We start from the raw sequence: 23,451 nt of genomic DNA on the forward strand, positions 1-23,451 counted from the left end.
TTCATCAACACCAGCAAGAAGAAAACGGAGAATTCTTCACATGATGCGCATCGATGCCTTCAACCACTTCTTTCCCAAGAAATACTTCGACAAGCTGCTGGCAAGCGGCATGCCGGATATGGGCAAGCGGGTCACCAACATTCCGGCGCTGCACGATATCGATCTTCGCCGCAAGATCGTGGACTCGTTTCCGAATTACAAGCAGGTGCTTTCGCTCGCCGCTCCCCCGCTCGAAGTGCTGGCGAAAGGCGATCCGAACGTGGCGGTTGAATGGGCGAAGATCGGCAATGACGGCCTCGCCGAGCTATGCCAGAAATATCCGGATCAGTTTGCCGGTTTCATCGCGCAGACGCCGCTGATCGCAAAGGATGCAGGTATCGGCGAGACCGAGCGCGCGATCAAAGAGCTCGGCGCCTGCGGAACGCAAATTTTCACCAATGTCGCCGGCAAGCCCCTCAACCGGCCGGAATTCCGTCCGTTCTTCGCGGCGATGGAAAAACTGGACAAGCCGATCTGGACGCATCCGGCGCGCGCCGCCAACTTCCCCGATTATCTCGACGAGAAGAAATCGCACTACGAAATCTGGTGGACATTCGGCTGGGCCTATGAAACGGCGGCGATGATGGCGCACCTGGTCTTCTCGAAGATCATGGACGATCATCCGAAGCTGAAGGTAATCGTGCATCATTTCGGCTCGATCGTGCCGACGCTGGAGGGCCGGGTGGGGCCCGGCTGGGATCAGCTTGGCTCGCGTACGTCGGACGAGGATTACGGCGCGCTGTTGAAGAGCCTGAAGAAGCGCCCGCTCGACTATTTCAAGCACGACTTCTATCCGGATACCGCGACCTTCACCTCGGAAGGCGCGATGCGGCTCGGCTTCGGCTTCTTCGATCTCGACAAGGTGATCTTCGCGTCCGACTGCCCGTTCGACCCGGAAAAGGGCACCATGTATATCCGCGAAACCCTGCGGATTCTGGATGAATACGGGATGCCGAAAGAAGACCTTGAGAAAGTCTATTACAAGAACCTCGAGCGGATCACCGGCAAGGTCTTCGTCAAGTAACAATCTGCATCTCGCGCCATCCGGAGGTGCGAGCGCTGAAGGCGCGAGCCTCGAAGGACGACGGCGCCAGCCGTTCAACCTTCGAGGACCGCGCCGCGCACGGCCATCTCAGGATGCCGGAGCCGAGCTTGTGGGTTTCGCATATGTCAGGTGAAACGCCGGCGGCCTTTTGCTAGCGTGCCACCGATGGCCATTGCGAGTTCCAAAGCCGCGCCCGCCGAAAACACCGCGCCGGCGCCCGTCGACGCCGCCTGCGTCACGCCCATAGCGCCCAGCGACAGCGCGCGCGTGACTCCAATGATGGAGCAATATCTCAAGATCAAGACCGCGCATCCGAATTCGCTTCTGTTCTATCGTATGGGCGATTTCTACGAATTGTTCTTCGAGGACGCCGAAGTCGCCTCGCGCACGCTCGGTATCGTATTGACGAAACGAGGGAAACACCTCGGCAGCGATATCCCGATGTGCGGCGTGCCGGTGGAGCGATCGGAAGAATATCTGCACAAGCTCATTGCGGCAGGCCACAGAGTGGCCGTTTGCGAGCAGATGGAGGACCCGGCCGAGGCGAAAAAGCGCGGCGGGAAAAGCGTCGTGAAGCGCGGCGTGGTGCGCCTTGTTACGCCCGGCACGCTCACCGAGGACACGCTGCTCGATGCGACGAGCAACAACTTCCTGCTCTCCATCGCCCGGTCAAGATCTTCCTCGGCCGGGGAACCCGGAATGCTGGGGCTTTCCTGGATCGATATCTCCACCGGCGAATTCCGCATCGCCGAATGCGAGCCGAACGGTCTTCCGGCGGAAATCGCAAGACTCGATCCCGGCGAGATCATCGTCTCCGACGCGCTCTATGCCGATCCGGATTTTGCGCCGCTATTCCGCTCCCTCGAACATGTCATGCCGCTCACGCGGGACGTCTTCGACGGTGCGACGGCGGAGCGTCGGCTTGCGGACTTCTTCAGCGTCGCGACCACCGACAGCTTCGGCACACTGAGCCGGCTGGAGCTGATCGCGGCGGCGGCCTGCGTGACCTATATCGAGCGCACGCAGCTCGGAAAGCGTCCGCCGCTCTCACCGCCGTTGCGCGAAAGCGCGGGCGCGACGATGTCGATCGATTCGGCGACGCGGGCCAATCTTGAGCTGATGCGTACCCTCCCGGGCGAGCGGCGCGGCTCCTTGCTCGACACCATCGACCGCACGGTGACGGCGGCCGGTTCGCGGCTTTTGGCGCAACGCCTGGCCGCGCCGCTCACCGACCCTGCCGCCATTGCACGCAGGCTGGATGCGGTCGACACTTTCCTTAATGACAGCGCTGCGCGCAGCGACAGCCGCGAGCGTCTGAAGGCTGCGCCCGATCTCGCGCGCGCTCTCTCGCGCCTCGCGCTGACGCGCGGCGGCCCGCGCGATCTCGCCGCCATCCGCGACGGGCTTCTGGCTGCGTCTGAACTTGCGCAACGCCTGACCGCACTCAGCGACACACCGGACGAGATCGCCGACGCGATGGTCGCCTTGCGCCGCCCCGATACGTCGCTTGCAAGAACGCTGTCCGCCGCGCTCGCCGACGAATTGCCATTGTTCAAACGCGACGGCGGTTTCGTGCGCGAGGGCTTCGATTCAACGCTGGACGAGACGCGCGCCTTGCGCGACCAGTCCCGCCGGGTGATTGCGCAATTGCAGGCCGGCTATTGCGACGAGACGGGCATCCGCGCGCTGAAAATTCGGCACAATAATGTGCTCGGCTATTTCGTCGAGGTGACCGCGCAGCATGGCGAGAAGCTGATGGCGCCGCCGCTCAATGCGCGCTTCATTCATCGCCAGACGCTCGCCGGACAGGTGCGCTTCACCACCACCGAGCTCGGCGAACTGGAAGCCAAGATCGTCAGCGCCGCCGATCGCGCGCTCGGACTTGAGCTTGAGATTTTCGAGCGGCTGGCCGGCGAGGTCGTTGCGGCGAGCCGCGAGATCAAGGCTGCGGCGGAGGCGCTCGCCATTCTGGACGTGGACAGCGCGCTGGCGACACTGGCAGCGGAGCAGGATTATACGCGGCCGGAAATCGATACCTCGCTGTGTTTCACGATCGAAGGCGGGCGACATCCTGTGGTCGAGCAGGCGTTGGCCCGCAGCGAACCATTCATCGCCAATGACTGCGACCTTTCCCCGCCGGAAAAGGGAAAAGCCGGCCGCATCTGGCTTCTCACCGGCCCCAACATGGCCGGCAAATCCACCTTCCTGCGGCAGAACGCCCTCATTGCGGTGCTTGCGCAGATGGGGTCGTTCGTACCGGCGAAGCGTGCGCAGATCGGCGTCGTCGACCGTCTGTTCTCGCGCGTCGGCGCCGCTGACGATCTGGCGCGCGGACGCTCGACCTTCATGGTGGAGATGGTGGAGACCGCCGCCATTCTCAATCAGGCGGGCGAACGCTCGCTGGTCATCCTCGACGAAATCGGCCGCGGCACTGCGACCTTCGATGGTCTCTCGATCGCCTGGGCGTCTATCGAGCATCTGCACGAGGCCAATCGCTGCCGTGCCCTGTTTGCCACGCATTATCACGAGCTGACCGCGCTCGCATCAAAGCTGCCGCGTCTGCACAACGCGACGATGCGGGTGAAGGAATGGCAGGGCGACGTCGTGTTCCTGCACGAGGTGGTGCCCGGCGCCGCCGACCGCTCCTACGGCATCCAGGTGGCGAAGCTCGCAGGCCTGCCGCCGAGCGTGATCGAGCGCGCCAAGCTGATCCTTGCGGAACTCGAATCGGAAGAGCGCAAGGCACCGATCAAGGGTTTCGACGACCTGCCGCTGTTTCAAGCCGCGCGCTCTGCTCCTGCGGCCTCGGCGGATTCACCGCTCGACAAGCTGGCCGCCGCGCTGGAAGCATTGCATCCGGACGAGATGTCGCCGCGAGAGGCGCTGGATGCGCTCTATGCGCTCAAGGGAAGGCTGCGAGACTTAAAAAACTAGAGCGGTACGCCGGCTCTGCGCAGCAGCAAAACGCCCGCATTCCACGACACTGAAAAAGCAAGCGCGAGCAGCAATCCGATCGGTGCGCCGACCGGCACCGCCGTCAGATACAGCACCGCCATGCACAGGCTGAAACCAAGCAGGCCGACCAGGCTGTGCGCCATCACCGCAGCGGTGGCCTTGCCGCCCACACGGCGATGCAGGATGAACATGGTGGATGTGAAGGTGGCCGGGAAGGAGGCAAGGATGCCCGTCCGCTCCGGACCGATGGTGAAGCTGAGCGTGACCACCGCCGCTATCAGGATGCTGACGATGATCGCCCGCAGCAGCAATTCCGAAAGCCGCAAGGGCAGCCGCGGCATCGGCGCCTCGCGAAAGCGGCGGACAAAGAGGAAGAAGATCGCCACAGCAGCGACATTCATTAGAATGGCCGGCGTCAGGGTCCACGTCGCTTGATTGAGCAGGAAGGTCGAAGCGAACCAGACCGCAAGACCGGCGCCCACACTGACGAAGCTGTTGAAACGCTGCGCCAGAAAGATGAACAGCACGGTGTATAGAATGGTCGGCACGTTGTTGTAGACGCTGGTCAGCGCCGCGCGGGCGACGAAATCCGCATCGTGATCGAGCGCGATAAAGACATAAGCCGGGCCGGTCGAAATCGGCAGTGTGACAATGAGCGAGCCGATGAAAGGGCCGGCGCGCTCGGCCACCACGGTCGCGGTGATGACGAAGCCGGCGGCGATCGCCATCTTGATTGCGAGCGTGAAGAGGAAATAGATGTCGGGGGACATGTTGAAATGTTCAGTCATGCCCCGCGGGACACCGTTCACCTCTCGCCGCTGCGCGAAAGGAGGTCGGCTTCCGGGCGGAGCGAGGAAGCCGGGTGAAGGGCAATTGCACGGCAATTGCACGGCCCCTCACCCGGCTCGGACCTTCGGTCCTCGCCACCCTCTCCCGCCCAAGCGGGAGAGGGAAGCGTCACACCTTCTGCAAACTCACCGCCACCGGCGGGCCCGACTTGATGGTCTGATACACGACGCAATAGCGCTCGGTCAGCTTCAGCAGCTGATCGAGTTTTTCCTGCGGCGCGTCGGTTTCGACATCGAAGCGCAGGCGGATTTCACGGAAACCGACCGGCGCATCCTTGGCAACGCCGAGCGTGCCGCGGAAATCAAGATCGCCCTCGGCGGAGACGTGACCGGATTTGAGCGGAATTTCCAACGCGGTCGACACCGCCTTCAGAGTCACGCCGGCGCAGGCAACCAGCGCCTCCAGCAGCATGTCGCCGGAGCACAGCTCCATGCCCGAGCCACCGGTCGCCGGATGCAGTCCCGCGACCGCCAGTGCGCGCCCGGTCTCCACCTTGCAGGCGATGTTCTGGTCGTCGAGCGTGCCCTTGGCGCGCAGCGTGATCAGCGCGGCCCCGGCGTCGGTCTTGTACTTGTCCTTGATCGGGGCCTGCATCGCCCTGAGTTCGGCTGCGTCCATGGATCAGCTCCTGCGAAAATCGAGCGGCAGACATAAGGGGTTTGGGCGGGTTTGACTATATGCCCGCGCGGCCGACCAGCGTTGCGTCTGGTCCACAGACCGGCGCTTAAACTTCGCTATCCAGCCGGTTTCCTGTCGCGCGTCGCATCGGAAAGTATCTGATTAGCTATTGCCGCTGCCTCGGCCGGCTTAATGCCGACCAGCGCCAGACATTCGATCATCCCGCCCGGATCGCATCATCGAATTGATCAAGCAAGCCGGCCTCGAAGAGACGCTCGTTGACGGTCATTCCCCAGTGATCAGGCTTCCGCGCCACTGATTACCACCACATCGCGGCGCCCTGCTCGGCCTTCTCCTGACGGTCGTCGATATGCGTGTCGCGGTTGAGCGAGCGGTCGAGCGCCGCCAGCACGCGGCGTTTTGTAAAGTCGAAGGCCGCCGATTGCCGGTCGCGCGGGCGCGGCAGATCGGCCTCGATTTCCTCGTACAGCCGTCCGGGATGCGGCCGCATGACGATGATGCGGTCGGCCATGACGATGGCTTCCTCCACGTCATGGGTGACGAAGATGAGCGTCGGCTTCAGCTCGGCCCACAATGCCAACACGTGATCCTGCAGATCGGTGCGGGTGAATGCGTCCAGCGCCGAGAAGGGCTCATCAAGCAGCAGCACTTCCGGTCGCGGCACGAGGGCCCGCGCAATGGCGACCCGTTGCGCCTGCCCGCCTGACAATTCGCGCGGCCAGACATTCGCCTTGTCGGACAGTCCGACCTTGTCGAGCACGCGCGCGATGCGCCGCTCGCGTTCGTCTTTCGGCAGATGCGCTATGCCGAAGCCGACATTGTCGGCAACGGTGAGCCAAGGGAGCAAACGCGGCTCCTGAAAAATGATGCCGATCTTCTCGTGCGGTTCGACGATCTTCTCGCCGTCGAGGGTGATGCGCCCCTGGGTCGGATGGTCGAGGCCGGAGATCGCGCGCAGCAAGGTGGACTTGCCGCAGCCCGAGCCGCCGACGATGGCGAGGATTTCGCCGATTTCAACTTTCAGCGTCACGCCGTCCAGCGCATGCACGCCATTGGCGTAGGTCTTGCCGATACGGTCGAGCAGCAGCATGTCAGCGCTCCTCACCGCGGGCGGAGAAGCGGTCTTCCCAGCGCAGGAACGGCGCCGAGGCAGCGGCGATCAGCCAGTCCGTGGTCTTGCCGATGACGGCGAAAGCGACAATAGCGGCCACGATCTGCGCCGGCTTGCCGAGCTGCTGGCCGTCGATCAGGAGATAGCCAAGCCCTTCCGACGCGCCGAGCAATTCGGCGGCGACGACGAACATCCAGCCGAGCCCGAGGCCGGAGCGCAACGCCACGACATAGGACGGCAGCACCGCGGGCAGCAGGATGCGCCGCACCAATGCCGGACCGGAAAGACGGAACACCCGGCCGACTTCCACGATCTTGCGGTCGACCGACATGATCGCGCCCATGACGCCAAGATAGACCGGAAAGAACACGCCGACTGCGATCAGCGTGATTTTCGATTCCTCGAAAATGCCAAGCCACAGAATGAAAAGCGGCACCCAGGCGATCGAGGGAATGGCGCGCAAAGCCTGCAGGGTCGGATCGAGCAGCCGCCGCGACAATGTCGAATAGCCGGCAATGGCGCCGAGCAGCGTGCCGGCGACGACGCCAAGGCCGAAGCCGGCGGCCACGCGCAGCACCGTGGCCTGGGCGTGACGCCAGAGTTCGCCGGTCTTGGCGAGGTCCCAGAGCGTCGCGAAAATCACCGAGGGCGGCGGGACCAGACGCCCGTCCGACCAGCCGGCCCACACGACCAGCTCCCACAGCACCGCCAGGGCGATCGGCAGCACAAGGCCCAGCCAGGCGGGCGAAATGCGCCGGCGGCGCGCGGGAGCGGGCGTCGCTTCGGCGGTGTCAGGCGTGGCAACGATGGTCATATGTGCAAGAGACATAAAGACGGCCCGGAAACGTAATTGTTGCTTTCCTCTCCCCGCAAAGCGGGGAGAGGAAAGAGGGTGTCACATCAGTTCGTCAGCGGGACGCTCGCATCGATCAGATCGTCGAGCACCGCCTTCACATTCACGTCCGGCTTGATCACGCCTGCTTCCTGCAGGGCGATGCCGGCGGCGAGGATCGAGTCCCGCTGCGGCGCGCCGATCTTGGAATGCGTCAGCTCGGTGCGCTCCTTCAGCTGCTTGTCGACCACGGCGTCCGGCAGCTTGGTCGCGGCAATGAAGGTCTTTTTCACGACGTCATAATTGGCGAGCGAGTATTTGCGCGCATCTTCATAGATTTTCAGTACGCGCTGCACCAGGCCGGGGTGATTCTTCAGAAACTCCTCGCGCACATTGAGGATGCCCCAGGTGTTGGCCTCCTTGTTGCGATAGAACAGCTTCGCGCCGTCCTGCACTTCCGCCTGCGCCATCATCGGATCAAGACCGGCCCAGGCATCAACATCGCCGCGGATCAGCGCCGTCTTGCCGTCCGGATGCTGCAGCAGCACCGGCTTGATGTCCTTCTCACTCAGGCCGACGCTCTGCAGCGCGCGCACAAGGAAAATGTGCGGATCGGTGCCGCGGGTGACCGCAACGCGCTTGCCCTTCAGATCCTCGATCTTGGTGATCTTGGAATCCTTGCCCGTAACGAGCGCGGTCCACTCCGGACGCGAATAGACATAGATTGACTTGATCGGGTTGCCGTTGATCTTGCTGACCAACGCCGCGGCGCCCGCGGTCGAACCGAAATCGATCGAGCCGGCATTGAGGAATTCCAGCGCCTTGTTGGAGCCGAGCGTCTGCACCCAGCGCACGCTGATGCCGTCCTTGGCGAATTCCTTTTCGAGCAAGCCCTGCTCTTTCAGCACCATGGAGACCGGATTATAGGTCGCCCAGTCGATGCGGATTTCCTTCGGCTTGTCCTGCGCGAACAAGGCGGTGGAGGGCACGAGGCCGACCACGAGGGCGGATGCCAAAATCGAACGCCTGGAAAACAGAGACATGAAAACCTCCACATATTGCGCCGGCAACGCCCGAATGCGGCCGGCAGGTTCGAAATGGAGGCGGGAAATTTCTCCCCCGCCCGTCAGCTTTTTCACGACGGGGAGGGCCCCGATCGCTTTAGCGGCATTTGTTAAGCGCCCGCAAGCTGCTCGCTCAAATCGGCGCTAGTTATTGATATAAAAAGAGATTTTGTGACCGAGTCAACGGGAAGAAACTCGTTTTGTGCGGCGCGCGCAGAGAGAAAACCATTCTCCATTTTTCGGCCAGGAGAATAAACTTCCAAAACCGTGCCAAAGCCCCCGCACTGAAACGGACAGTGACAGTGAAGCGGCGCTCCGCTATCGGGTATCGATGCTGTCCCCCAACGACCATCGGCATGACGCGGCCGGGATTTTCGACGCCACGGCGGCCGCCGCCGATCTCGAGCAGCTCGCCGCAACGCATGGCGGGCGTGAGCTCGAGCTGCGCAACGCCGTTGCACAATATCTGAAGGCGGCGCTGAACAAGGGCCGCTCAGCGGCCGAGGCGATGCTGCTCAAGGACCGGCACGGCCACCGCTGCGCGGCGCGGCTCTGCTTCATGCAGGACGAGATCATCCGCGTCCTGTTCGAATTCGCGACCCAGAAACTCTACCCCTCCCTCAACCGCTCCGAGGGCGAACGCATGGCCGTGGTGGCGACCGGCGGCTATGGCCGCGGCCTGCTGGCGCCGGGCTCCGACATCGATCTGTTGTTTGTCCTCCCCTACAAGCAGACCGCCTGGGGCGAATCCATCGCCGAAGCCATCCTCTATTGCCTGTGGGACATGGGGCTGAAGGTCGGGCACGCGACGCGCTCGGTTGACGAATGCATCCGCCAGGCGAAAGCGGACATGACCATCCGAACCGCGATTCTGGAATCGCGCTTCCTGTTCGGCGACAAGCCCCTGTTCGAAGAGCTTGTCGTCCGCTTTGACAAGAACGTGGTCCAAGGCACCGCCGCCGAATTCGTCGCCGCCAAGCTCGCCGAACGCGAGGAGCGGCTGCGCCGCGCCGGCACCTCGCGCTATCTGGTCGAGCCGAACGTGAAGGACGGCAAGGGCGGCCTGCGCGATCTGCACACATTGTTCTGGATCGGCAAATATGTCTATCGCGTGCGCGAGGTGGAGGAGCTGATCGAGCACGGCGTGTTCGACAAGGATGAGCTCGCGCTGTTCCGGCGCTGCGAGAATTTCCTTTGGTCGGTGCGCTGCCATCTGCATTTCGTCACCGGCCGTGCGGAGGAACGCCTGTCCTTCGACATCCAGCGCGAGATCGCGGTGCGGCTCGGCTATACCGAGCATCCGGGCCTCAAGGATGTCGAGCGTTTCATGAAGCACTATTTCCTCACCGCCAAGGATGTCGGCGACCTCACCGCCATCCTCTGCGCGGCGCTGGAAGACAGTCACGCCAAGTCGGCGCCGGTGCTCAACCGGATGATGGCGCGCTTCAAGCCCAAGCGCGGGCGCAAGGTCTTGCGCGAAACCGACGATTTCATCGTCGACAACAATCGCATCACCATTGCCGACAAGGACGCTTTCACGCGCGACCCGGTCAACCTGATCCGCATCTTCCACCTGGCCCAAAAGCATGATCTCGCCTTCCATCCGGACGCCATGCGGCAGGCGGCGCGCTCGCTGCACCTGATCGACAAGCAAGTCCGCGACAACGAGGAAGCGAACCAGCTCTTTTTCGAAATCCTCACCTCCGACAACGATCCGGAAACGGTGCTGCGGCGGATGAACGAATGCGGCGTGCTGGGCGCCTTCATCCGCGCTTTCGGGCGCGTCGTGGCGATGATGCAGTTCAACATGTATCATCACTACACGGTGGACGAGCATCTCATCCGCTGCATCGGCGTGCTCACGGAAATCGAGCGCGGCAATGTCGACGAATACGGCCTCGCCAAGGACCTGATCAAAAAGATCCAGCCGCGCCACCGTGATCTGTTGCGCGTCACCCTGTTCCTGCACGATATCGCCAAAGGCCGCGTGGAGGACCATTCGATTGCCGGCGCACGCGTCGCCCGCCGCCTGTGTCCGCGGCTCGGCCTGACGCCGGCGGAGACGGAAACCGTCGCCTGGCTGATCGAAAATCACCTCGTGATGTCGACGGTCGCACAATCGCGCGATCTGTCGGACCGAAAAACCATCGAAAACTTCACCGCGGTGGTGCAATCACTCGAGCGCCTGAAGTTGCTCACCATCCTGACCACGGCCGATATCCGCGCCGTCGGCCCCGGCGTGTGGAACGGCTGGAAATCGCAGCTGTTGCGCACGCTCTATTACGAAACCGAGCCGGCGCTGACCGGCGGCTTCTCGGAGGTCGATCGCGCCCGCAGGGTCGAACTGGCGCAGGCCGAGTTGCGCAGCGAGTTGAAAGACTGGGCGCCCGACGAAATCGACAGCTATATCTCGCGGCATTATCCGGCTTACTGGCTCAAGGTCGATCTGCCGCACAAGGTCGCGCATGCGAGCTTCCTGCGCCAGGCCTGGACCGAAGGCCGCACGCTGGCGACCGAATTCCGCTTCGACGCCGCGCGCGGGGTCACCGAGCTGACCGTGATCGCGCCCGATCATCCGCGTCTGCTCTCGATCATCGCCGGGGCCTGCGCGGCGGCCGGCGCCAATATCGTCGACGCGCAGATCTACACCACGACCGACGGTCTCGCCCTCGACACCATTTCGGTCTCGCGCGAATTCGACCAGGACGAGGACGAAGCGCGCCGCGCGGCACGGATCGCGGAAACCATCGAGAAGGCGTTGCGCGGGGAAATCAAGCTGCCGGAGGTGGTGGCGCGCCGCATTGCGCCGAAGGGCCGGCTCAAGGCCTTCGCGCTGGAGCCGGAAATCAACATCAACAACGACTGGTCGAACCGCTACACCGTGGTCGAAATCACCGGCCTCGACCGGCCGGGTCTGCTTTACGAGCTCACGTCGACGCTGTCGAAACTGTCGCTCAACATCACCTCGGCGCATGTCGCGACCTTCGGCGAACGCGTGGTCGACGTGTTCTATGTGACCGATCTTCTGGGCGCCAAGATCGCCTCCCCGACCCGCCAGGCCGCGATCAAGCGCGCGCTGGCGCAGCTTTTTGTCCGGCAGGATGAGGAAGCGAAGGTTCCGGCCTAACCGGTCTGCCCGATCGCGGTTTGCACGCAGTAGTTCGCCGGCGCGTTGGCGGTCTTACGCACCATCCAGAAGCGAAGCACCCGCTGCGCCGTCGACTGCGTCAGCTTGGTGTAATCCTGTCGCAACTGATCCATTTGCAGATCGACAATGCCGTGCTGTTCCGGCCTTGATCTCAGCAGCGCACGCACGGTGGCCCATTCGAAGCGGGCCGCCCTGCACAGAATCAGAATCGCTTCATTGCGATCGGATGTCATGATTTCCGCGGCCAACTCGAAATCCGAGGCGCTGAGCAGCGCGATGGCTGCGATCACTTCATTCTGCTGACCGGCACGCAGAAATGCCAGCAAGGTCACTTCGTCGAGCTCTCCGGCTTCCTTCAGCGCGGCAACGGACCGCAGCGCGGCCGTCCGGTCCCGGGTCGCTTCGCGACCGACGTCATCCGAAACCAAATTGAGGATGCTTTCGATCTCGCCCTTGAATTCAGGCTTGGCTCTGGCAATCAGCCGCTCGCGAACGATGGCCGTGGCGCGGAGCAGCAATTCGCGGAAGAAATGCAGGGGAATGTCGAGCCGTAAGCCGAGTTTTTCCAGAAGGCCTTGATCGCTCTTCGCCTTCTGCGTGAGCTTCAGATAGCCTTCCTCCGAGAAGGTGGCGCCGGAATTTTCGGACAATCGATGAATGACTTTGCGACTGCCGCGTTTAATCAGAACGTCGCTCACGGACTCTTCGATACGCGGCCGAGACGATATGGCAAGCAAATGATCCTGACCTTTGGTTTTTGCAACCTCGATCAGGTCCTGACTGGTGAGACGTTGCGATTGCGACAATACCGGCGCGGCGATCGCGATCTCGTCGTCGCGCGCCAGACGGCGGATGACCTCGATCGGCGCCCTTTCCACCGGTGCCAGCCGCTCGCTGAGTTCGGTCAAGGCCTTGCCCTCGATCCGGCGCACCAGATGGCCGATCACATCGTCAAAGACATCGATCTGATCTTGCGTGAAACGATCGGCGCCCGTGAGGAACAGGTCGGTGACGCGCCGGAGCGTCGCCACGCGCTTCTCCTTGGAGCCGCTGTGAATTGCGCTCTCGAGTTCCCCAATCAAGGACTGGCGGAGGTGCATCTGCGCAGCCCTTCCGGACCTGTCAGGAGGTCAGAAGCAACATTTCACAGAAATGTTCCGATAAAATTCCTAAGAATTCGTGACAGCTATGAATTGCACCGATTGATCTCAAACAACCTGATGCGTATCGCGCCAAAACAAAACCGGCGCCGAAGCGAACCGCTCGGCGCCGGATGAAAGCCAGTCCGCTTCGTCCTGAATTACTATTTCTTCGCAACCCACCACGGCGACCACAGACCGTTCCAGATATGAACGGGCTGCTGCCAGGCGGCGACGACAAATTTCTTGCCGTTGGCATTCGGGTCGGCCGGAGCGGCGGCCTTCTTCTTGGCAGCGAGCGCGGTGGCCGGAGCGGCCGCAATCATCAAAACGGCAAGCAAAAGAGCGCTTTTGCGCATGGACATTCCCCCAAAGTAAGACGCCGGCGTTTCCGGCAGATGCGTATGATGCACGAAATACCGGGTGTGCAAACAGAAACGGCCGGCCTGCGGTCATTTCGCCGCAAGCCGGACCGTTGGCATGAACAAAGATTCAGAGAAGAGGCCGATCAGGCCTTCTTCTTGGAAGACTTCTTGGCCGCCTTCTTGGCGGGCTTGGCGTCGGCCTTCTTCGCCACAGGCTTCGTCGCAGCCTGCCACGCATAGACCGGCTGCATGAAGGCTTCCCGAACGAACTTCTTGCCGTTGGCATTCGGATCGACGGCAGCGGCAGCCGGCTTGGCGGCGGCCTTCTTCTTGGCTGCAAAGGCGGCAGTCGGAGCCGACGCGGCGACGGCCACGGCGAGCAATAATGCGAGCTTCTTCATGTATCCCCCGAGAGAGTTTGGTCACCGGAACGAGCCGGCAGCGGCATCATGCATAAAACAAGACATTTGCAAACAAGAACCCCCGTATTTTCGGGGCTTCTTGGCATTTCGTCGGTGCCCCGCGGCGACCGCGCAACAGCCGCGCCGCCACTTAACCGCACCTTAAAGCGGCCTCTTTAGCGTCTCGGCGTCAGCCGGGAAGCTGGCGCCGACGGACGGGGACCGGAACCGAATGGCCGTGGGACGTCGAAAGCGTGCGCGCCGCGAACCCAGATTCGAAGAAGCTGCGCCACGCGGGGATCTGCGTGTTGCGCCGGCCGATCGTATCGGCGGGGCGCATGACAGCGGCGCACGTCGCGGGGCGCGCGCGCAGGCCGAGCCGTCGACGCGCCCGCCCCGAAAATCACGCCGCGGGGGCAATGACGGCGGCCACCGCAAACCCCGCCGCGGGCGGCTGGGCCGGCTGCTCTATTGGGGCGTTGTGCTGTCCCTCTGGGGCGTCATCGCCCTGATCGGTGTGACAATCTGGATCGGGGCCCATCTGCCGGCCATCCAATCGCTGGAAGTGCCGAAGCGTCCGCCCTCCATCCAGATCACCGGCACCGACGGGCGCATTCTGGCGACGCGCGGCGACAGCGGCGTATCGGCGACGCTGAAGGAATTGCCACCCTATGTGCCACAGGCCTTCATCGCCATCGAAGACCGCCGCTTCTATTCGCATTTCGGCATCGACCCGATGGGCATCGGGCGCGCAGCCCTGGCCAATATTCTCAGGCGCGGGGTGTCACAGGGCGGCTCGACGCTGACGCAGCAGCTTGCCAAGAATCTGTTTCTGACGCAGGAGCGCACGCTCACACGCAAGATGCAGGAAGCCGTGCTGGCCCTGTGGCTGGAGCGCAAATTCAGCAAGAACGAAATTCTCGAGCTCTATCTCAACCGCGTGTATTTCGGCGCCGGCGCCTATGGCGTGGAAGCGGCGGCGCAACGCTATTTCAACAAGCATGCGCGCGCGCTGTCGCTCGCGGAAGCGGCGATGCTCGCCGGTCTCGTCAAGTCGCCCTCGCGTCTGGCGCCGACGCGCAATCCTGACGGCGCCGAGCGGCGCGCGCAGATCGTGCTCGCCGCGATGGCGCAAGAAGGCTTCATCTCGCCGGCGCAGGCGAAACTTGCGGTCGCCGCACCGGCGCATGCCCTGAAACAGGTCGGCAGCGGTTCCAGCAACTATGTCGCCGACTGGATCATGGACGTGCTGGACGATCTGGTCGGACGCGTTGAAGACGACATCGTGGTAGAGACCTCGATCGATCCGGCCTTGCAGGCGGCGGCGGAAGCAAGCCTTGTCGAAGAACTGAATGCCAAGGGCGCAAAATTCGGCGTCGAGCAAGGCGCGCTGGTGGCAATGAGCCCCGACGGCGCCGTACGCGCCCTCGTCGGCGGACGCAATTATCAGGACAGCCAGTTCAACCGCGCGGTGGCCGCAAAGCGGCAGCCAGGCTCCGCCTTCAAGCCATTTGTGTATTTGACAGCGCTTGAGCGCGGTCTCACGCCGAACACCGTCCGTGAGGACAGGCCAATCGCCCTGAAAGGATGGAAGCCTGAAAACTATACGCGTGAATATTTCGGTCCGGTGACGCTGACGCAGGCGCTGGCGATGTCGCTCAACACCGTGTCGGTGCGGCTAACCCTGGAATTCGGGCCGACCGCGGTCACGCGTACGGCGCATCGGCTCGGCATCGCCTCCAAGCTGGAGGCCAATCCCTCGATCGCGCTCGGCACCTCGGAAGTGTCGCTGATGGAGATGGTGGCGGCGTTTGCGCCCTTCGCCAATTCCGGCCTGGCGATCGTGACGCATGTGGTGGAAAGCGTACGACTGAAGGACACGAAGAAGATTCTCTATCGGCGCATTCCGCAAAGCCTCGGCCAGATCATCGAGCCGCGTTACGTCGGCATGATGAATGCCATGATGCAGGAAACGCTGCTGACCGGAACCGCGCGCAAAGCCGAGCTGGCGGGCCGCCCGGCAGCGGGCAAGACCGGCACCAGCCAGGATTTCCGCGATGGATGGTTCGTCGGCTACACCGCGCAGCTTGTCGCCGGCGTCTGGCTTGGCAATGACGATTCATCGCCGACGAAGAAGATGACCGGCGGCGGATTGCCTGCGGAAATCTGGGCGCGGTTCATGAAAGCGGCGCACCGAAATGTTCCGATCGCCAGCCTGCCCGGATTGTCGAGCGGATTTTTCTCGCCTTCGCCCTATGCAGCGCCGCAAGCCGCAACGCCGCCGGCCACGATGACCGAACATCGGCCGCAGGCACCGGTGCGGCCGGAATCCGGCACCATGGATAGCTGGCTGCTCGATCGGTTGTTCGGGCGGCGTTGACTGCGCCGGTCACGCGATATGCGTCGGCAGCCGGCGCGACATCAGCCAGAACAGCAGCGTCAGCGCGCCCGTCAGGGTCAGCGCGATCGCCAGCGGCCAAGCGGTTTTGTCCAGCAGGGCGACGACCGTGACGCCGGCGACAGCCGCGAAAGATTGCGGAATGACCCCGAGCAAGGAGGAGGCTGCACCCGCGCGGTCGGGGAAAGGCGTAAGGCCGCCGGCCAAAGCCTGCGGCCACGTCAGCCCGAGGCCGATGATGTAGAGCGCGGCAGGAAAGACAACGGAGAAGGCCGAGGTCTGCGCAAAGGTCAGCGACAGCATCATCGCGAGGCCGCCGGCCACAAGCACGGCGGCACCGATTCCGATCGTGCGCTCGATGCCGATCCGCGACACAATGCGCGAGGCGATGGAGGTTCCGATCAGAAAGCCAACGGCGCTGGGCAGGAAGTAGAACGCAAAGACGAGCGGCGTCAGACCGTAGATGTCCTGCAGGATGAAGGAGGCGCTGGACAGCCACGCGAACAGGCCGGAATAGCAGGCGGCGGCGATGCCGGCATAGAGCAGGAAATCGCGGCGATCGAGCAACGAGCGATACACCTTCAGCATGGCGCGAGGGGTCACCGGATCCGGCGCCGGATATTTCAGTGTCTCCGGCAATTTCAGCCACGCCATCGCGCCGAGCATGAGGCCGGCGAGCAGCAGCGCAGCGAAAGCCGAGCGCCAGCCGAACGCCGTATGCAGCACGCCGCCGATGACGGGGCCGGCAATCGGCGCCAGCGCCATGATCGCGCCCATGACCGACAATTCCTTGCCGGCGCGCGCGCCGCTATAGAGATCGCGCACCACCGCGCGCGCGAGCACGATGGCGCCGGCGGCGCCGAAGGACTGTAGACAGCGCGCCGCGATCAGAATTTCGATTGACGGCGCCAGCGTGCAGATCAGCGACCCGCAACAGAAAATAATGATGGCGGCGAGCAGGACCGATCTGCGCCCGTGCCGGTCTGAAATCGGGCCGTAAACAATCTGCCCGGCGGCGAAGCCGATGAGAAAGGCCGACAATGTCAGTTGAACCCATGTCGCGGAGGCGCCGAAGGCGCGTCCGATGTCCGGCAGCGAGGGCAGATAAACGTCGGTCGAAAGCGGGCCGATCGCGGTCAAGGCCGCCAGCAGCGCGGTGAGCGCAAGCGTATTGGGACGGAACATTAAATTATTCGCGGGATGAAATGTTCAGATGCGCGCGCGCCGCTTCCTGGCGGGCCGACCGTCGCCATCAGGATCGGAGAGCGGGATGCCGTAGCGGTGCAGATCGGTGCCGTGCACGTCAAGCCAGTTCTTGGCGCGCCGCATGTTCGGGCAGATGCGTTCGACCAATCGCCAGAACCGCGCCGAGTGGTTCATCTCGACAAGATGCGCGACTTCATGCGCGGCGAGATAATCGAGCACATGCGGCGGCGCGAGGATCAGCCGCCATGAATAGGAGAGCACGCCGGTGCTCGAACAGGATCCCCAGCGGCTGACCTGATCGCGGATCGAGACGCGCTTGATCTCCACGCCCAGGCGCTCGGCGGCGCGCTGGCTCGCCATTTCAAGATCGCTCTTGGCTTCGCGGCGGAGAAAATCACCGACACGCCGATTGACGTGCGGCGTATCGCCGGCAACGCAAATGGTGCGCTCGCCGTCCTCGCCGATCTCGATCCAGACGGTGCCGCGCCGACCCTTGCGATGCACGATGCGATGCGGGTTTCCGCGCAGGGGCACGCTCATGCCATGCGCAAAAGGGGTGGCTTGCGGCAGGCGATGCAGGCGCTGCGCGATCCAGCCGCCGTGCTGATCGGCAAAGGCCTTGGCCTCCTTCAGGCTGCCGCGCGGCGGCATGGTGAGCACGACTTCGCGGGTCGCCGCCTGGATCCGCAAGGTATAGCGGCGCGCCTGCCGATGCCGGCGCAGCCGCACCAGATAGATGGCCTTGTCGTGAAAGACCTGAATGGATTGCGGTTCGGTCGGGCGGCGATAAAGCAGTGCACGAAGCGGCATCGACGAAAAAACCTCGGACAAATATTTCGTCGATAGTGCCACAGCCGCCCCTCCGGTCAGCCCCCCGGAAAAAATAAAGCCAACCTACTATATATTGTTAAGCGCGCAGCCTGTTTACCATGGATCTTGCGAATTATAGGATCGAATCGATATTCATTCGATCTGAAGGCGGCCGAGGCGCCCCCGCCCCTCTTCGGAACTCCGAAAAAGACAGAAACTTTCTTAAAATCAATGGCTTGCGTGAGTCGGCGCGAACCGGGCTATTTTGCCCTGTAACTGGCCCGATCGCCGTAACAGGCCCGATCGCCCCATTGTCGCAGCGTGCGATCAGGCCACGACCTTGGGTGACGGAGCGGCTTTGGGAGAAGCGGCCTTGCGCTTGAAGGTCTCGGCGGACAGGACGAAGTCGGAAATGCGCGGCGCGATCTCCGCCCGGAAGCGGGAACCGTTGAACACGCCGTAATGGCCGACCCCGAGCTGCAGGTAATGCGCCTTGCGGTCGGCCGGAATATTCACGCAAAGCCGATGCGCGGCCTCGGTCTGCCCCACCCCGGAAATGTCGTCCTTCTCGCCCTCGACCGTGAGCAGCGCGCATGACCTGATCGCCGACGGATCGACCTTGACGCCGCGATGCGTCAGCTCGCCTTTCGGCAGCGCGTGCTTGACGAACACGGCCTCGACGGTCTGCAGATAGAATTCGGCGGTGAGATCCATGACCGCGAGATATTCGTCGTAGAATTCGCGGTGCTTCTGCGCCGAATCGCCGTCGCCCTTCACAAGGTTGAAGAACAAGTCCTTGTGCGCGTCGAGATGACGGTCGAGATTCATGCTGACGAAGCCGTGCAACTGCAGGAAGCCCGGATAGACATCGCGCAGCATGCCGGGATGCGGAAACGGCACCTTGGTGATGACGTTGTGGCGGAACCAGTCGGTGCCGCGCTCTTCCGCGAGCTTGTTCACCGCGGTCGGGTTGATCCGGGTGTCGATCGGCCCGCCCATCAAAACCATGGAATGCGGGACATAGGGGTCGTTCGCCACCTCCATGCGTGCGACCGCGGCCAGCACCGGCACCGATGGCTGGCAAACTGCGATGACATGGCAATCGCCGCCAAGCCAGTGCAGCATCGAAATCACGTAATCGATGTAATCATCGAGACCGAAACTGCCGGCCGCCATCGGCACCATGCGCGCATCAACCCAGTCGGTGATGTAGACATCGTGATTGGGCAGAAACGCTTCCACGGTTCCGCGCAGCAAGGTCGCGTAATGTCCCGACATCGGCGCAATGAGCAGCAGCTTCGGTTGCGGCCGGCGCGGCGGACGTTCGAATGCACGTTCGAAATGCACCATATTGCAGAACGGCCGCTGCCAGACGGTCTTGATATGGACCGGCACATGTTCGCCGCCGATCACCGTGTCCTCGATCTGCCATTCCGGCTTGCCGTATCGGCGCGTCGATCGCTCGAAGACTTCCGCCGCGGCCGCGATGGTCTTTCCAAACGTCGTGTTGGTGAAAGGGTTGAGCGGATTTTTCAGTGACAGCCGGGTGATATCTGCCAGCGCACGCGACGAATTGAGTGCGGCTTGTCCCATCTCGTAGAACCAATAAAGGCCGGTCGAGAAGGCTGGTACCGTTTCAGTGGGGAGCTTTGGCGCTCCTCCAAATTCCCCTATTGGCATTCTGTCTGGTTCCGTGGCCCCGTTTTTGCAGCGCAACATAGTGGCTGTTAGGCGCCGGGAGTCAATATCCGACAAAATGTTTATTCCCCGGTTTGCAGCAGGGAACCCTGTCGGCGCGCGCTGTCCAGAAGCTTAAGAAAAGCCACCGTTGCAGCGGCGAAATAGACTGCGTTCAGCGCCAACGCGGCCACCATCAGATCGCCACGGAACACCTGCTCTATCAACAGGGAGCGCATGCCTTCGAACACATAGGTCGGCGGCAGCGCCCAGGCGAAATATTGCAACCATGCCGGGAGAACCGAGACCGGGTAATAAACACAGGTCAGTGGCAGCAGCAGAAACATGATGGTCCAGGCCAGGCTCTCGGCCCCCATGCCGTTGCGCAGGACAAGTCCCGACACAAGGATGCCGACCGACCAGCTCGTCAAAATCAGGTTGCCGAAGAACGCAGCGAGCGCGAGGCCAAGTCCGTAGAGATTGAAACCGAAGAACAGTATGGCGAGGAACGACACCGGCACCATGCCGATCGCCAGACGGATGAGGCTCATGATCATCAGCGCGGCGACGAATTCGCCGGGCCGCAACGGGCTCATCATCAGGTTGCCCAGGTTGCGCGCCCACATCTCCTCCAGGAACGAAATGGAAAAGCCGAGCTGGCCGCGGAACAGGATATCCCATAGCAGCACCGCGCCGATGAAGACGCCGCCGGCCTTGGCGAAGAAGCTCGCATTTTGGTCGATGTAAAGCTGCAAGAAGCCCCACATCAGCATCTGCACGGCCGGCCAATAGATGAGATCCAGCAGGCGCGGCCAGGACGAACGCAACAGATACCAATAGCGCAACACCATCGCGCGGATGCGGCGCGGCGAGAAAGCAATGGCCTCCTGAACGGGCAAACTCATTGTGCAGCCTCCGACTGGCGGCGGCCGCGTGCAATATCTAGAAAGACGTCTTCCAGATTTTCCCGTCCATAGCGCACAAGAAGGCAACCGGGCGAGTCGTCATCCACGATCTTGCCGCGTTTCATCATGATCACGCGCTCGCACAGACGCTCGACTTCCAGCATGTTGTGTGACGCCAGCAGAATCGTGGCACTGCGCTCCTTGCGGTAATTCTCCAGATGCGTGCGCACCCAGTCCGCGGTGTCGGGATCGAGCGAGGCGGTCGGCTCGTCGAGCAACAGGACTTCCGGGCAATTGAGCAATGCTTTGGCAAGCGACGCACGCGTTTTTTGTCCCGCCGACAATTTTCCGGTCGGGCGATCGATGAGATCGACGAGATCGAGCTGCCCGGCAAGTTCGCGGATGCGCGCGGCAAGATCCGGAACGCCGTAGAGTTCACCAAACACCTTCAGGTTCTGGCCGACGGTCAGTCGCATCGGCATATCGACATAGGGACTCTCGAAATTCATCCGGTGCAGCACGCGATGGCGATCGCGCGACATGTCGGTGCCGAGCACCGTCACGCGCCCGGAGGTCGGCATGACGAGGCCCATGATCATCGCGATGGTCGTCGTCTTGCCGGCGCCATTGCCGCCCAGCAGCGCCGTGATAGAGCCTTGCGGCAAGGAAAAGCTGATGCCATTCACTGCCGTGCCGGTCTTGTAAACCTTCACCAGTTCCCTGGCAGCAATGGCGGGCTCGATATCGGCCATGCAGTGGGTGTCCGCTCAAATCCTGTGTTTCGCGGCTCATTTGACGGCAGTCGCGGGGCCGCGCAAGCCCCTACAGGACCCGCAATTTCTCGCCCGGCGGCTGGATGCCTCACCTCGCGCAGTTCAAGCGCCGCCCGCAAAAAGGTAACATACGCGTATGTCAGCTCTGGACCTCGACCGGTTGCATCTGCCGCGACGCAATGTGCGGCTGGATACCCTTATCCGCCTGCGCTGGCTCTCGGTCATCGGCCAGACGATCGCCGTGCTCGTGGTTTACCTGGGTCTGGAATTCGACCTGCCGATCTGGGGCTGCCTGTCGGTCATCGCGTTATCGGCGTGGCTCAACATCGCGCTACGGGTACGTTTCACGGCCGCCCGGCGCCTGGAGCCAAGCCGCGCGGCCTGGCTGCTTGCCTTCGATATCGCAGAACTCACCGCGCTCATGTATCTCACCGGCGGGCTGGAAAATCCGTTTTCGTTCTTCTTTCTCGGACCGGTTCTGCTCTCAGCGACAGCTTTGCCTGCGCGCATGACCGTCATGCTGGGGGCATTCGCCATTCTGTGCGTGACATTGCTCATCTTCTTCCATCTGCCACTGCCTTGGTCGGAGGAATTGCCGACACCGATCTTGCCCGACACCTATATTATTGCGGTCTGGCTTTCGATCCTGCTCGCGATTTTCTTCATCGGCATCTATGCGTGGCAGATCACCGAGGAATCGCGCCAACTCGTCAACGCGATGGCGGCTACCGAACTTGTGCTGGCGCGCGAACAGCATCTGACGCAACTCGACGGGCTCGCCGCCGCCGCAGCGCATGCGCTCGGCACGCCGCTGTCCACCATTTCCGTGATCGCCAGGGAACTCGAGCGCGAGATGGATCCGAAGTCTCCGCACGTGGATGACATCCGGTTGCTGCGCGAGCAGGCGCAGCGCTGTCGCGACATTCTCGGCAAGCTCGGCGAATTGCCGGCTGAAAGCGAACACTACGATCGCCTGCCGCTTGCCGGACTTCTGGAAGAGGTTGCTGCGCCGCACCGTGATTTCGGCATCGCCATAGATGTCAAGCTGGCGCGGAGCGATCAGCCGTTCGGCACGCGCAATCCGGCAATCCTTTACGGGCTCGGCAATCTTCTGGAAAACGCCGTCGATTTCGCGCGGGAGCGGGTGGAAATTGCCGCGGATTGGGACGACCGCAGTCTCACTGTGGTCATCAGCGATGACGGCCCGGGATTCGCACCGGAAGTAATGTCCCGCATCGGCGACCCTTATGTTCGCAGCCGCAGACGGCGGCGCATGTATGCCAGCGACGATACCGGCCTGGGCCTTGGCTTTTTCATCGCCAAAACCCTTCTGGAGCGCTCCGGCGCGAAATTAACCTTCGCCAACCGCAACTTTCCCGAGCGCGGCGCGGTGGTGACGATCCGCTGGCCGCGCGACATCTTCGAGCAGGTTCCAGGCACCGCGGAACTTGAGAACACCGTGATAACCCCCTAATTAGAAGAAGAGGGCGTCGTAGCAAACCGGAACATCAGCATGGAAATGACACCCGCAATTCCAAGTGAACGGTCGCTGCTGATCGTGGATGACGACAAGTCGTTTCTGCAGCGACTGGCGCGCGCGATGGAAGGACGCGGCTTCAATGTCAGCATCGCCGAATCGGTGTCAGACGGCCTGAACCAGGTCGAACGCGCGGCGCCCGCTTTCGCGGTCGTGGACATGCGGCTCGGCGACGGGAACGGGCTCGATGTGATTTCGGCGCTGAAGAAACGGCGGCCGGATGCGCGCGGCATCATTCTCACCGGCTACGGCAATATCGCCACCGCCGTGAACGCGGTGAAGCTCGGCGCGGTCGATTATCTCGCCAAGCCCGCCGATGCCGATGATGTCGTTGCGGCCTTGCTCGCCATGGACGGCAAGAAGCCTGAGCCGCCGGACCATCCGATGTCGGCGGACCGCGTGCGCTGGGAACATATCCAGCGCATCTACGAATTGTGCGGACGCAATGTCTCGGAAACCGCGCGTCAGCTCAATATGCATCGGCGGACGTTGCAGCGCATTCTGGCCAAACGCGCGCCGCGCTAGCTATTCCGCCCTCTCCCTTCGCGGGAGAGGGCA

At 62.7% G+C, this 23,451-nt stretch carries 19 protein-coding genes and 1 riboswitch; of the genes, 6 read left to right on the forward strand and 13 right to left on the reverse strand.

All coding sequences use genetic code 11. From position 1 onward, the window contains the following. Positions 1-40: 40 nt before the first annotated feature. Positions 41-1,063 carry an amidohydrolase family protein gene (locus RO009_07530; protein MDT3684876.1) on the forward strand — a complete coding sequence of 341 codons (1,023 nt, stop codon included), beginning with the start codon at positions 41-43 and terminating at the stop codon, positions 1,061-1,063. Positions 1,064-1,249: 186 nt separating this feature from the next. Continuing rightward, positions 1,250-4,018: a DNA mismatch repair protein MutS gene (gene mutS / locus RO009_07535; protein MDT3684877.1), complete on the forward strand. Its 2,769-nt coding sequence runs from the start codon at positions 1,250-1,252 to the stop codon at positions 4,016-4,018. Here the strand turns inward: mutS and RO009_07540 are convergent. From RO009_07540 to RO009_07560, 5 genes are all read right to left on the reverse strand, one after another. Further along, on the reverse strand, positions 4,015-4,827 hold the full coding sequence (locus tag RO009_07540) for a hypothetical protein (protein ID MDT3684878.1): 813 nt from the start codon (positions 4,825-4,827) through the stop codon (positions 4,015-4,017). The genes mutS and RO009_07540 overlap by 4 nt on opposite strands. A gap of 169 nt (positions 4,828-4,996) precedes the next feature. Then, complete coding sequence (locus RO009_07545; protein ID MDT3684879.1) at positions 4,997-5,506, reverse strand: OsmC family protein; 510 nt, start codon at positions 5,504-5,506, stop codon at positions 4,997-4,999. A gap of 319 nt (positions 5,507-5,825) precedes the next feature. Then, the gene (locus RO009_07550; GenBank protein MDT3684880.1) at positions 5,826-6,617 is read right to left on the reverse strand and encodes an ABC transporter ATP-binding protein; all 792 of its coding nucleotides are present in this window, start codon (positions 6,615-6,617) and stop codon (positions 5,826-5,828) included. Position 6,618: 1 nt separating this feature from the next. Then, a complete protein-coding gene (locus tag RO009_07555; protein MDT3684881.1) occupies positions 6,619-7,467 on the reverse strand; it encodes an ABC transporter permease in 849 nt (282 codons plus the stop codon). Between the two features lie 71 nt (positions 7,468-7,538). After that, a complete protein-coding gene (locus RO009_07560; protein MDT3684882.1) occupies positions 7,539-8,513 on the reverse strand; it encodes an aliphatic sulfonate ABC transporter substrate-binding protein in 975 nt (324 codons plus the stop codon). 97 nt (positions 8,514-8,610) lie between these two features. Further along, positions 8,611-8,689: riboswitch (SAM riboswitch) on the reverse strand. A gap of 176 nt (positions 8,690-8,865) precedes the next feature. Between RO009_07560 and RO009_07565 the strand changes: the two genes are divergently transcribed. Beyond that, complete coding sequence (locus RO009_07565) at positions 8,866-11,661, forward strand: [protein-PII] uridylyltransferase (GenBank protein MDT3684883.1); 2,796 nt, start codon at positions 8,866-8,868, stop codon at positions 11,659-11,661. Here the strand turns inward: RO009_07565 and RO009_07570 are convergent. The 3 genes from RO009_07570 to RO009_07580 form a co-directional block, all read right to left on the reverse strand. Continuing rightward, the gene (locus RO009_07570) at positions 11,658-12,713 is read right to left on the reverse strand and encodes a DUF2336 domain-containing protein (GenBank protein MDT3684884.1); all 1,056 of its coding nucleotides are present in this window, start codon (positions 12,711-12,713) and stop codon (positions 11,658-11,660) included. The genes RO009_07565 and RO009_07570 overlap by 4 nt on opposite strands. Positions 12,714-12,985: 272 nt before the next feature. Continuing rightward, positions 12,986-13,180, reverse strand: coding sequence for a hypothetical protein (locus RO009_07575; protein ID MDT3684885.1), 195 nt, complete (start codon positions 13,178-13,180; stop codon positions 12,986-12,988). A gap of 149 nt (positions 13,181-13,329) precedes the next feature. Beyond that, entirely contained in the window at positions 13,330-13,587 is a 258-nt protein-coding gene (locus RO009_07580; protein MDT3684886.1) for a hypothetical protein, read from the reverse strand. Positions 13,588-13,819: 232 nt separating this feature from the next. Between RO009_07580 and RO009_07585 the strand changes: the two genes are divergently transcribed. Beyond that, positions 13,820-15,967 (forward strand): penicillin-binding protein 1A, encoded by a 2,148-nt coding sequence (locus RO009_07585; protein ID MDT3684887.1) that lies wholly within the window; start codon positions 13,820-13,822, stop codon positions 15,965-15,967. A 9-nt stretch (positions 15,968-15,976) separates the two neighbouring features. On the opposite strand, the gene RO009_07590 is transcribed toward RO009_07585, so the two are convergent. From RO009_07590 to RO009_07610, 5 genes are all read right to left on the reverse strand, one after another. Beyond that, positions 15,977-17,170 carry a multidrug effflux MFS transporter gene (locus RO009_07590; GenBank protein MDT3684888.1) on the reverse strand — a complete coding sequence of 398 codons (1,194 nt, stop codon included), beginning with the start codon at positions 17,168-17,170 and terminating at the stop codon, positions 15,977-15,979. A gap of 24 nt (positions 17,171-17,194) precedes the next feature. Continuing rightward, positions 17,195-18,001 carry a SprT family zinc-dependent metalloprotease gene (locus tag RO009_07595; GenBank protein ID MDT3684889.1) on the reverse strand — a complete coding sequence of 269 codons (807 nt, stop codon included), beginning with the start codon at positions 17,999-18,001 and terminating at the stop codon, positions 17,195-17,197. Positions 18,002-18,328: 327 nt separating this feature from the next. Then, positions 18,329-19,681, reverse strand: a complete 1,353-nt coding sequence (gene phaZ, locus RO009_07600) for a polyhydroxyalkanoate depolymerase (GenBank protein MDT3684890.1) — start codon at positions 19,679-19,681, stop codon at positions 18,329-18,331. Between the two features lie 80 nt (positions 19,682-19,761). Beyond that, positions 19,762-20,583, reverse strand: coding sequence for an ABC transporter permease (locus RO009_07605; protein MDT3684891.1), 822 nt, complete (start codon positions 20,581-20,583; stop codon positions 19,762-19,764). Beyond that, complete coding sequence (locus RO009_07610) at positions 20,580-21,335, reverse strand: ABC transporter ATP-binding protein (protein MDT3684892.1); 756 nt, start codon at positions 21,333-21,335, stop codon at positions 20,580-20,582. Before RO009_07610 ends, RO009_07605 begins: the two co-directional genes overlap by 4 nt. Before the next feature lie 157 nt (positions 21,336-21,492). Between RO009_07610 and RO009_07615 the strand changes: the two genes are divergently transcribed. Both RO009_07615 and RO009_07620 read left to right on the forward strand, forming a co-directional pair. Then, complete coding sequence (locus RO009_07615) at positions 21,493-22,830, forward strand: ActS/PrrB/RegB family redox-sensitive histidine kinase (GenBank protein MDT3684893.1); 1,338 nt, start codon at positions 21,493-21,495, stop codon at positions 22,828-22,830. A gap of 39 nt (positions 22,831-22,869) precedes the next feature. Then, positions 22,870-23,418 carry an ActR/PrrA/RegA family redox response regulator transcription factor gene (locus RO009_07620; GenBank protein MDT3684894.1) on the forward strand — a complete coding sequence of 183 codons (549 nt, stop codon included), beginning with the start codon at positions 22,870-22,872 and terminating at the stop codon, positions 23,416-23,418. Positions 23,419-23,451 lie beyond the last annotated feature (33 nt).

Origin of the sequence: Pseudorhodoplanes sp., from assembly GCA_032027085.1 — a bacterium.
In the GTDB taxonomy this organism is placed as follows: domain Bacteria; phylum Pseudomonadota; class Alphaproteobacteria; order Rhizobiales; family Xanthobacteraceae; genus Pseudorhodoplanes.

Bases quoted from the DNA above. Each gene is read 5' to 3' on its own strand.
- RO009_07530 (MDT3684876.1), top strand. From the start codon at position 41: ATGATGCGCATCGATGCCTTCAACCACTTCTTTCCCAAGAAATACTTC.
- mutS (MDT3684877.1), top strand. From the start codon at position 1,250: ATGGCCATTGCGAGTTCCAAAGCCGCGCCCGCCGAAAACACCGCGCCG.
- RO009_07540 (MDT3684878.1), bottom strand. From the start codon at position 4,827: ATGACTGAACATTTCAACATGTCCCCCGACATCTATTTCCTCTTCACG.
- RO009_07545 (MDT3684879.1), bottom strand. From the start codon at position 5,506: ATGGACGCAGCCGAACTCAGGGCGATGCAGGCCCCGATCAAGGACAAG.
- RO009_07550 (MDT3684880.1), bottom strand. From the start codon at position 6,617: ATGCTGCTGCTCGACCGTATCGGCAAGACCTACGCCAATGGCGTGCAT.
- RO009_07555 (MDT3684881.1), bottom strand. From the start codon at position 7,467: ATGTCTCTTGCACATATGACCATCGTTGCCACGCCTGACACCGCCGAA.
- RO009_07560 (MDT3684882.1), bottom strand. From the start codon at position 8,513: ATGTCTCTGTTTTCCAGGCGTTCGATTTTGGCATCCGCCCTCGTGGTC.
- RO009_07565 (MDT3684883.1), top strand. From the start codon at position 8,866: ATGCTGTCCCCCAACGACCATCGGCATGACGCGGCCGGGATTTTCGAC.
- RO009_07575 (MDT3684885.1), bottom strand. From the start codon at position 13,180: ATGCGCAAAAGCGCTCTTTTGCTTGCCGTTTTGATGATTGCGGCCGCT.
- RO009_07580 (MDT3684886.1), bottom strand. From the start codon at position 13,587: ATGAAGAAGCTCGCATTATTGCTCGCCGTGGCCGTCGCCGCGTCGGCT.
- RO009_07585 (MDT3684887.1), top strand. From the start codon at position 13,820: ATGGCCGTGGGACGTCGAAAGCGTGCGCGCCGCGAACCCAGATTCGAA.
- RO009_07590 (MDT3684888.1), bottom strand. From the start codon at position 17,170: ATGTTCCGTCCCAATACGCTTGCGCTCACCGCGCTGCTGGCGGCCTTG.
- RO009_07595 (MDT3684889.1), bottom strand. From the start codon at position 18,001: ATGCCGCTTCGTGCACTGCTTTATCGCCGCCCGACCGAACCGCAATCC.
- phaZ (MDT3684890.1), bottom strand. From the start codon at position 19,681: ATGCCAATAGGGGAATTTGGAGGAGCGCCAAAGCTCCCCACTGAAACG.
- RO009_07605 (MDT3684891.1), bottom strand. From the start codon at position 20,583: ATGAGTTTGCCCGTTCAGGAGGCCATTGCTTTCTCGCCGCGCCGCATC.
- RO009_07610 (MDT3684892.1), bottom strand. From the start codon at position 21,335: ATGGCCGATATCGAGCCCGCCATTGCTGCCAGGGAACTGGTGAAGGTT.
- RO009_07615 (MDT3684893.1), top strand. From the start codon at position 21,493: ATGTCAGCTCTGGACCTCGACCGGTTGCATCTGCCGCGACGCAATGTG.
- RO009_07620 (MDT3684894.1), top strand. From the start codon at position 22,870: ATGGAAATGACACCCGCAATTCCAAGTGAACGGTCGCTGCTGATCGTG.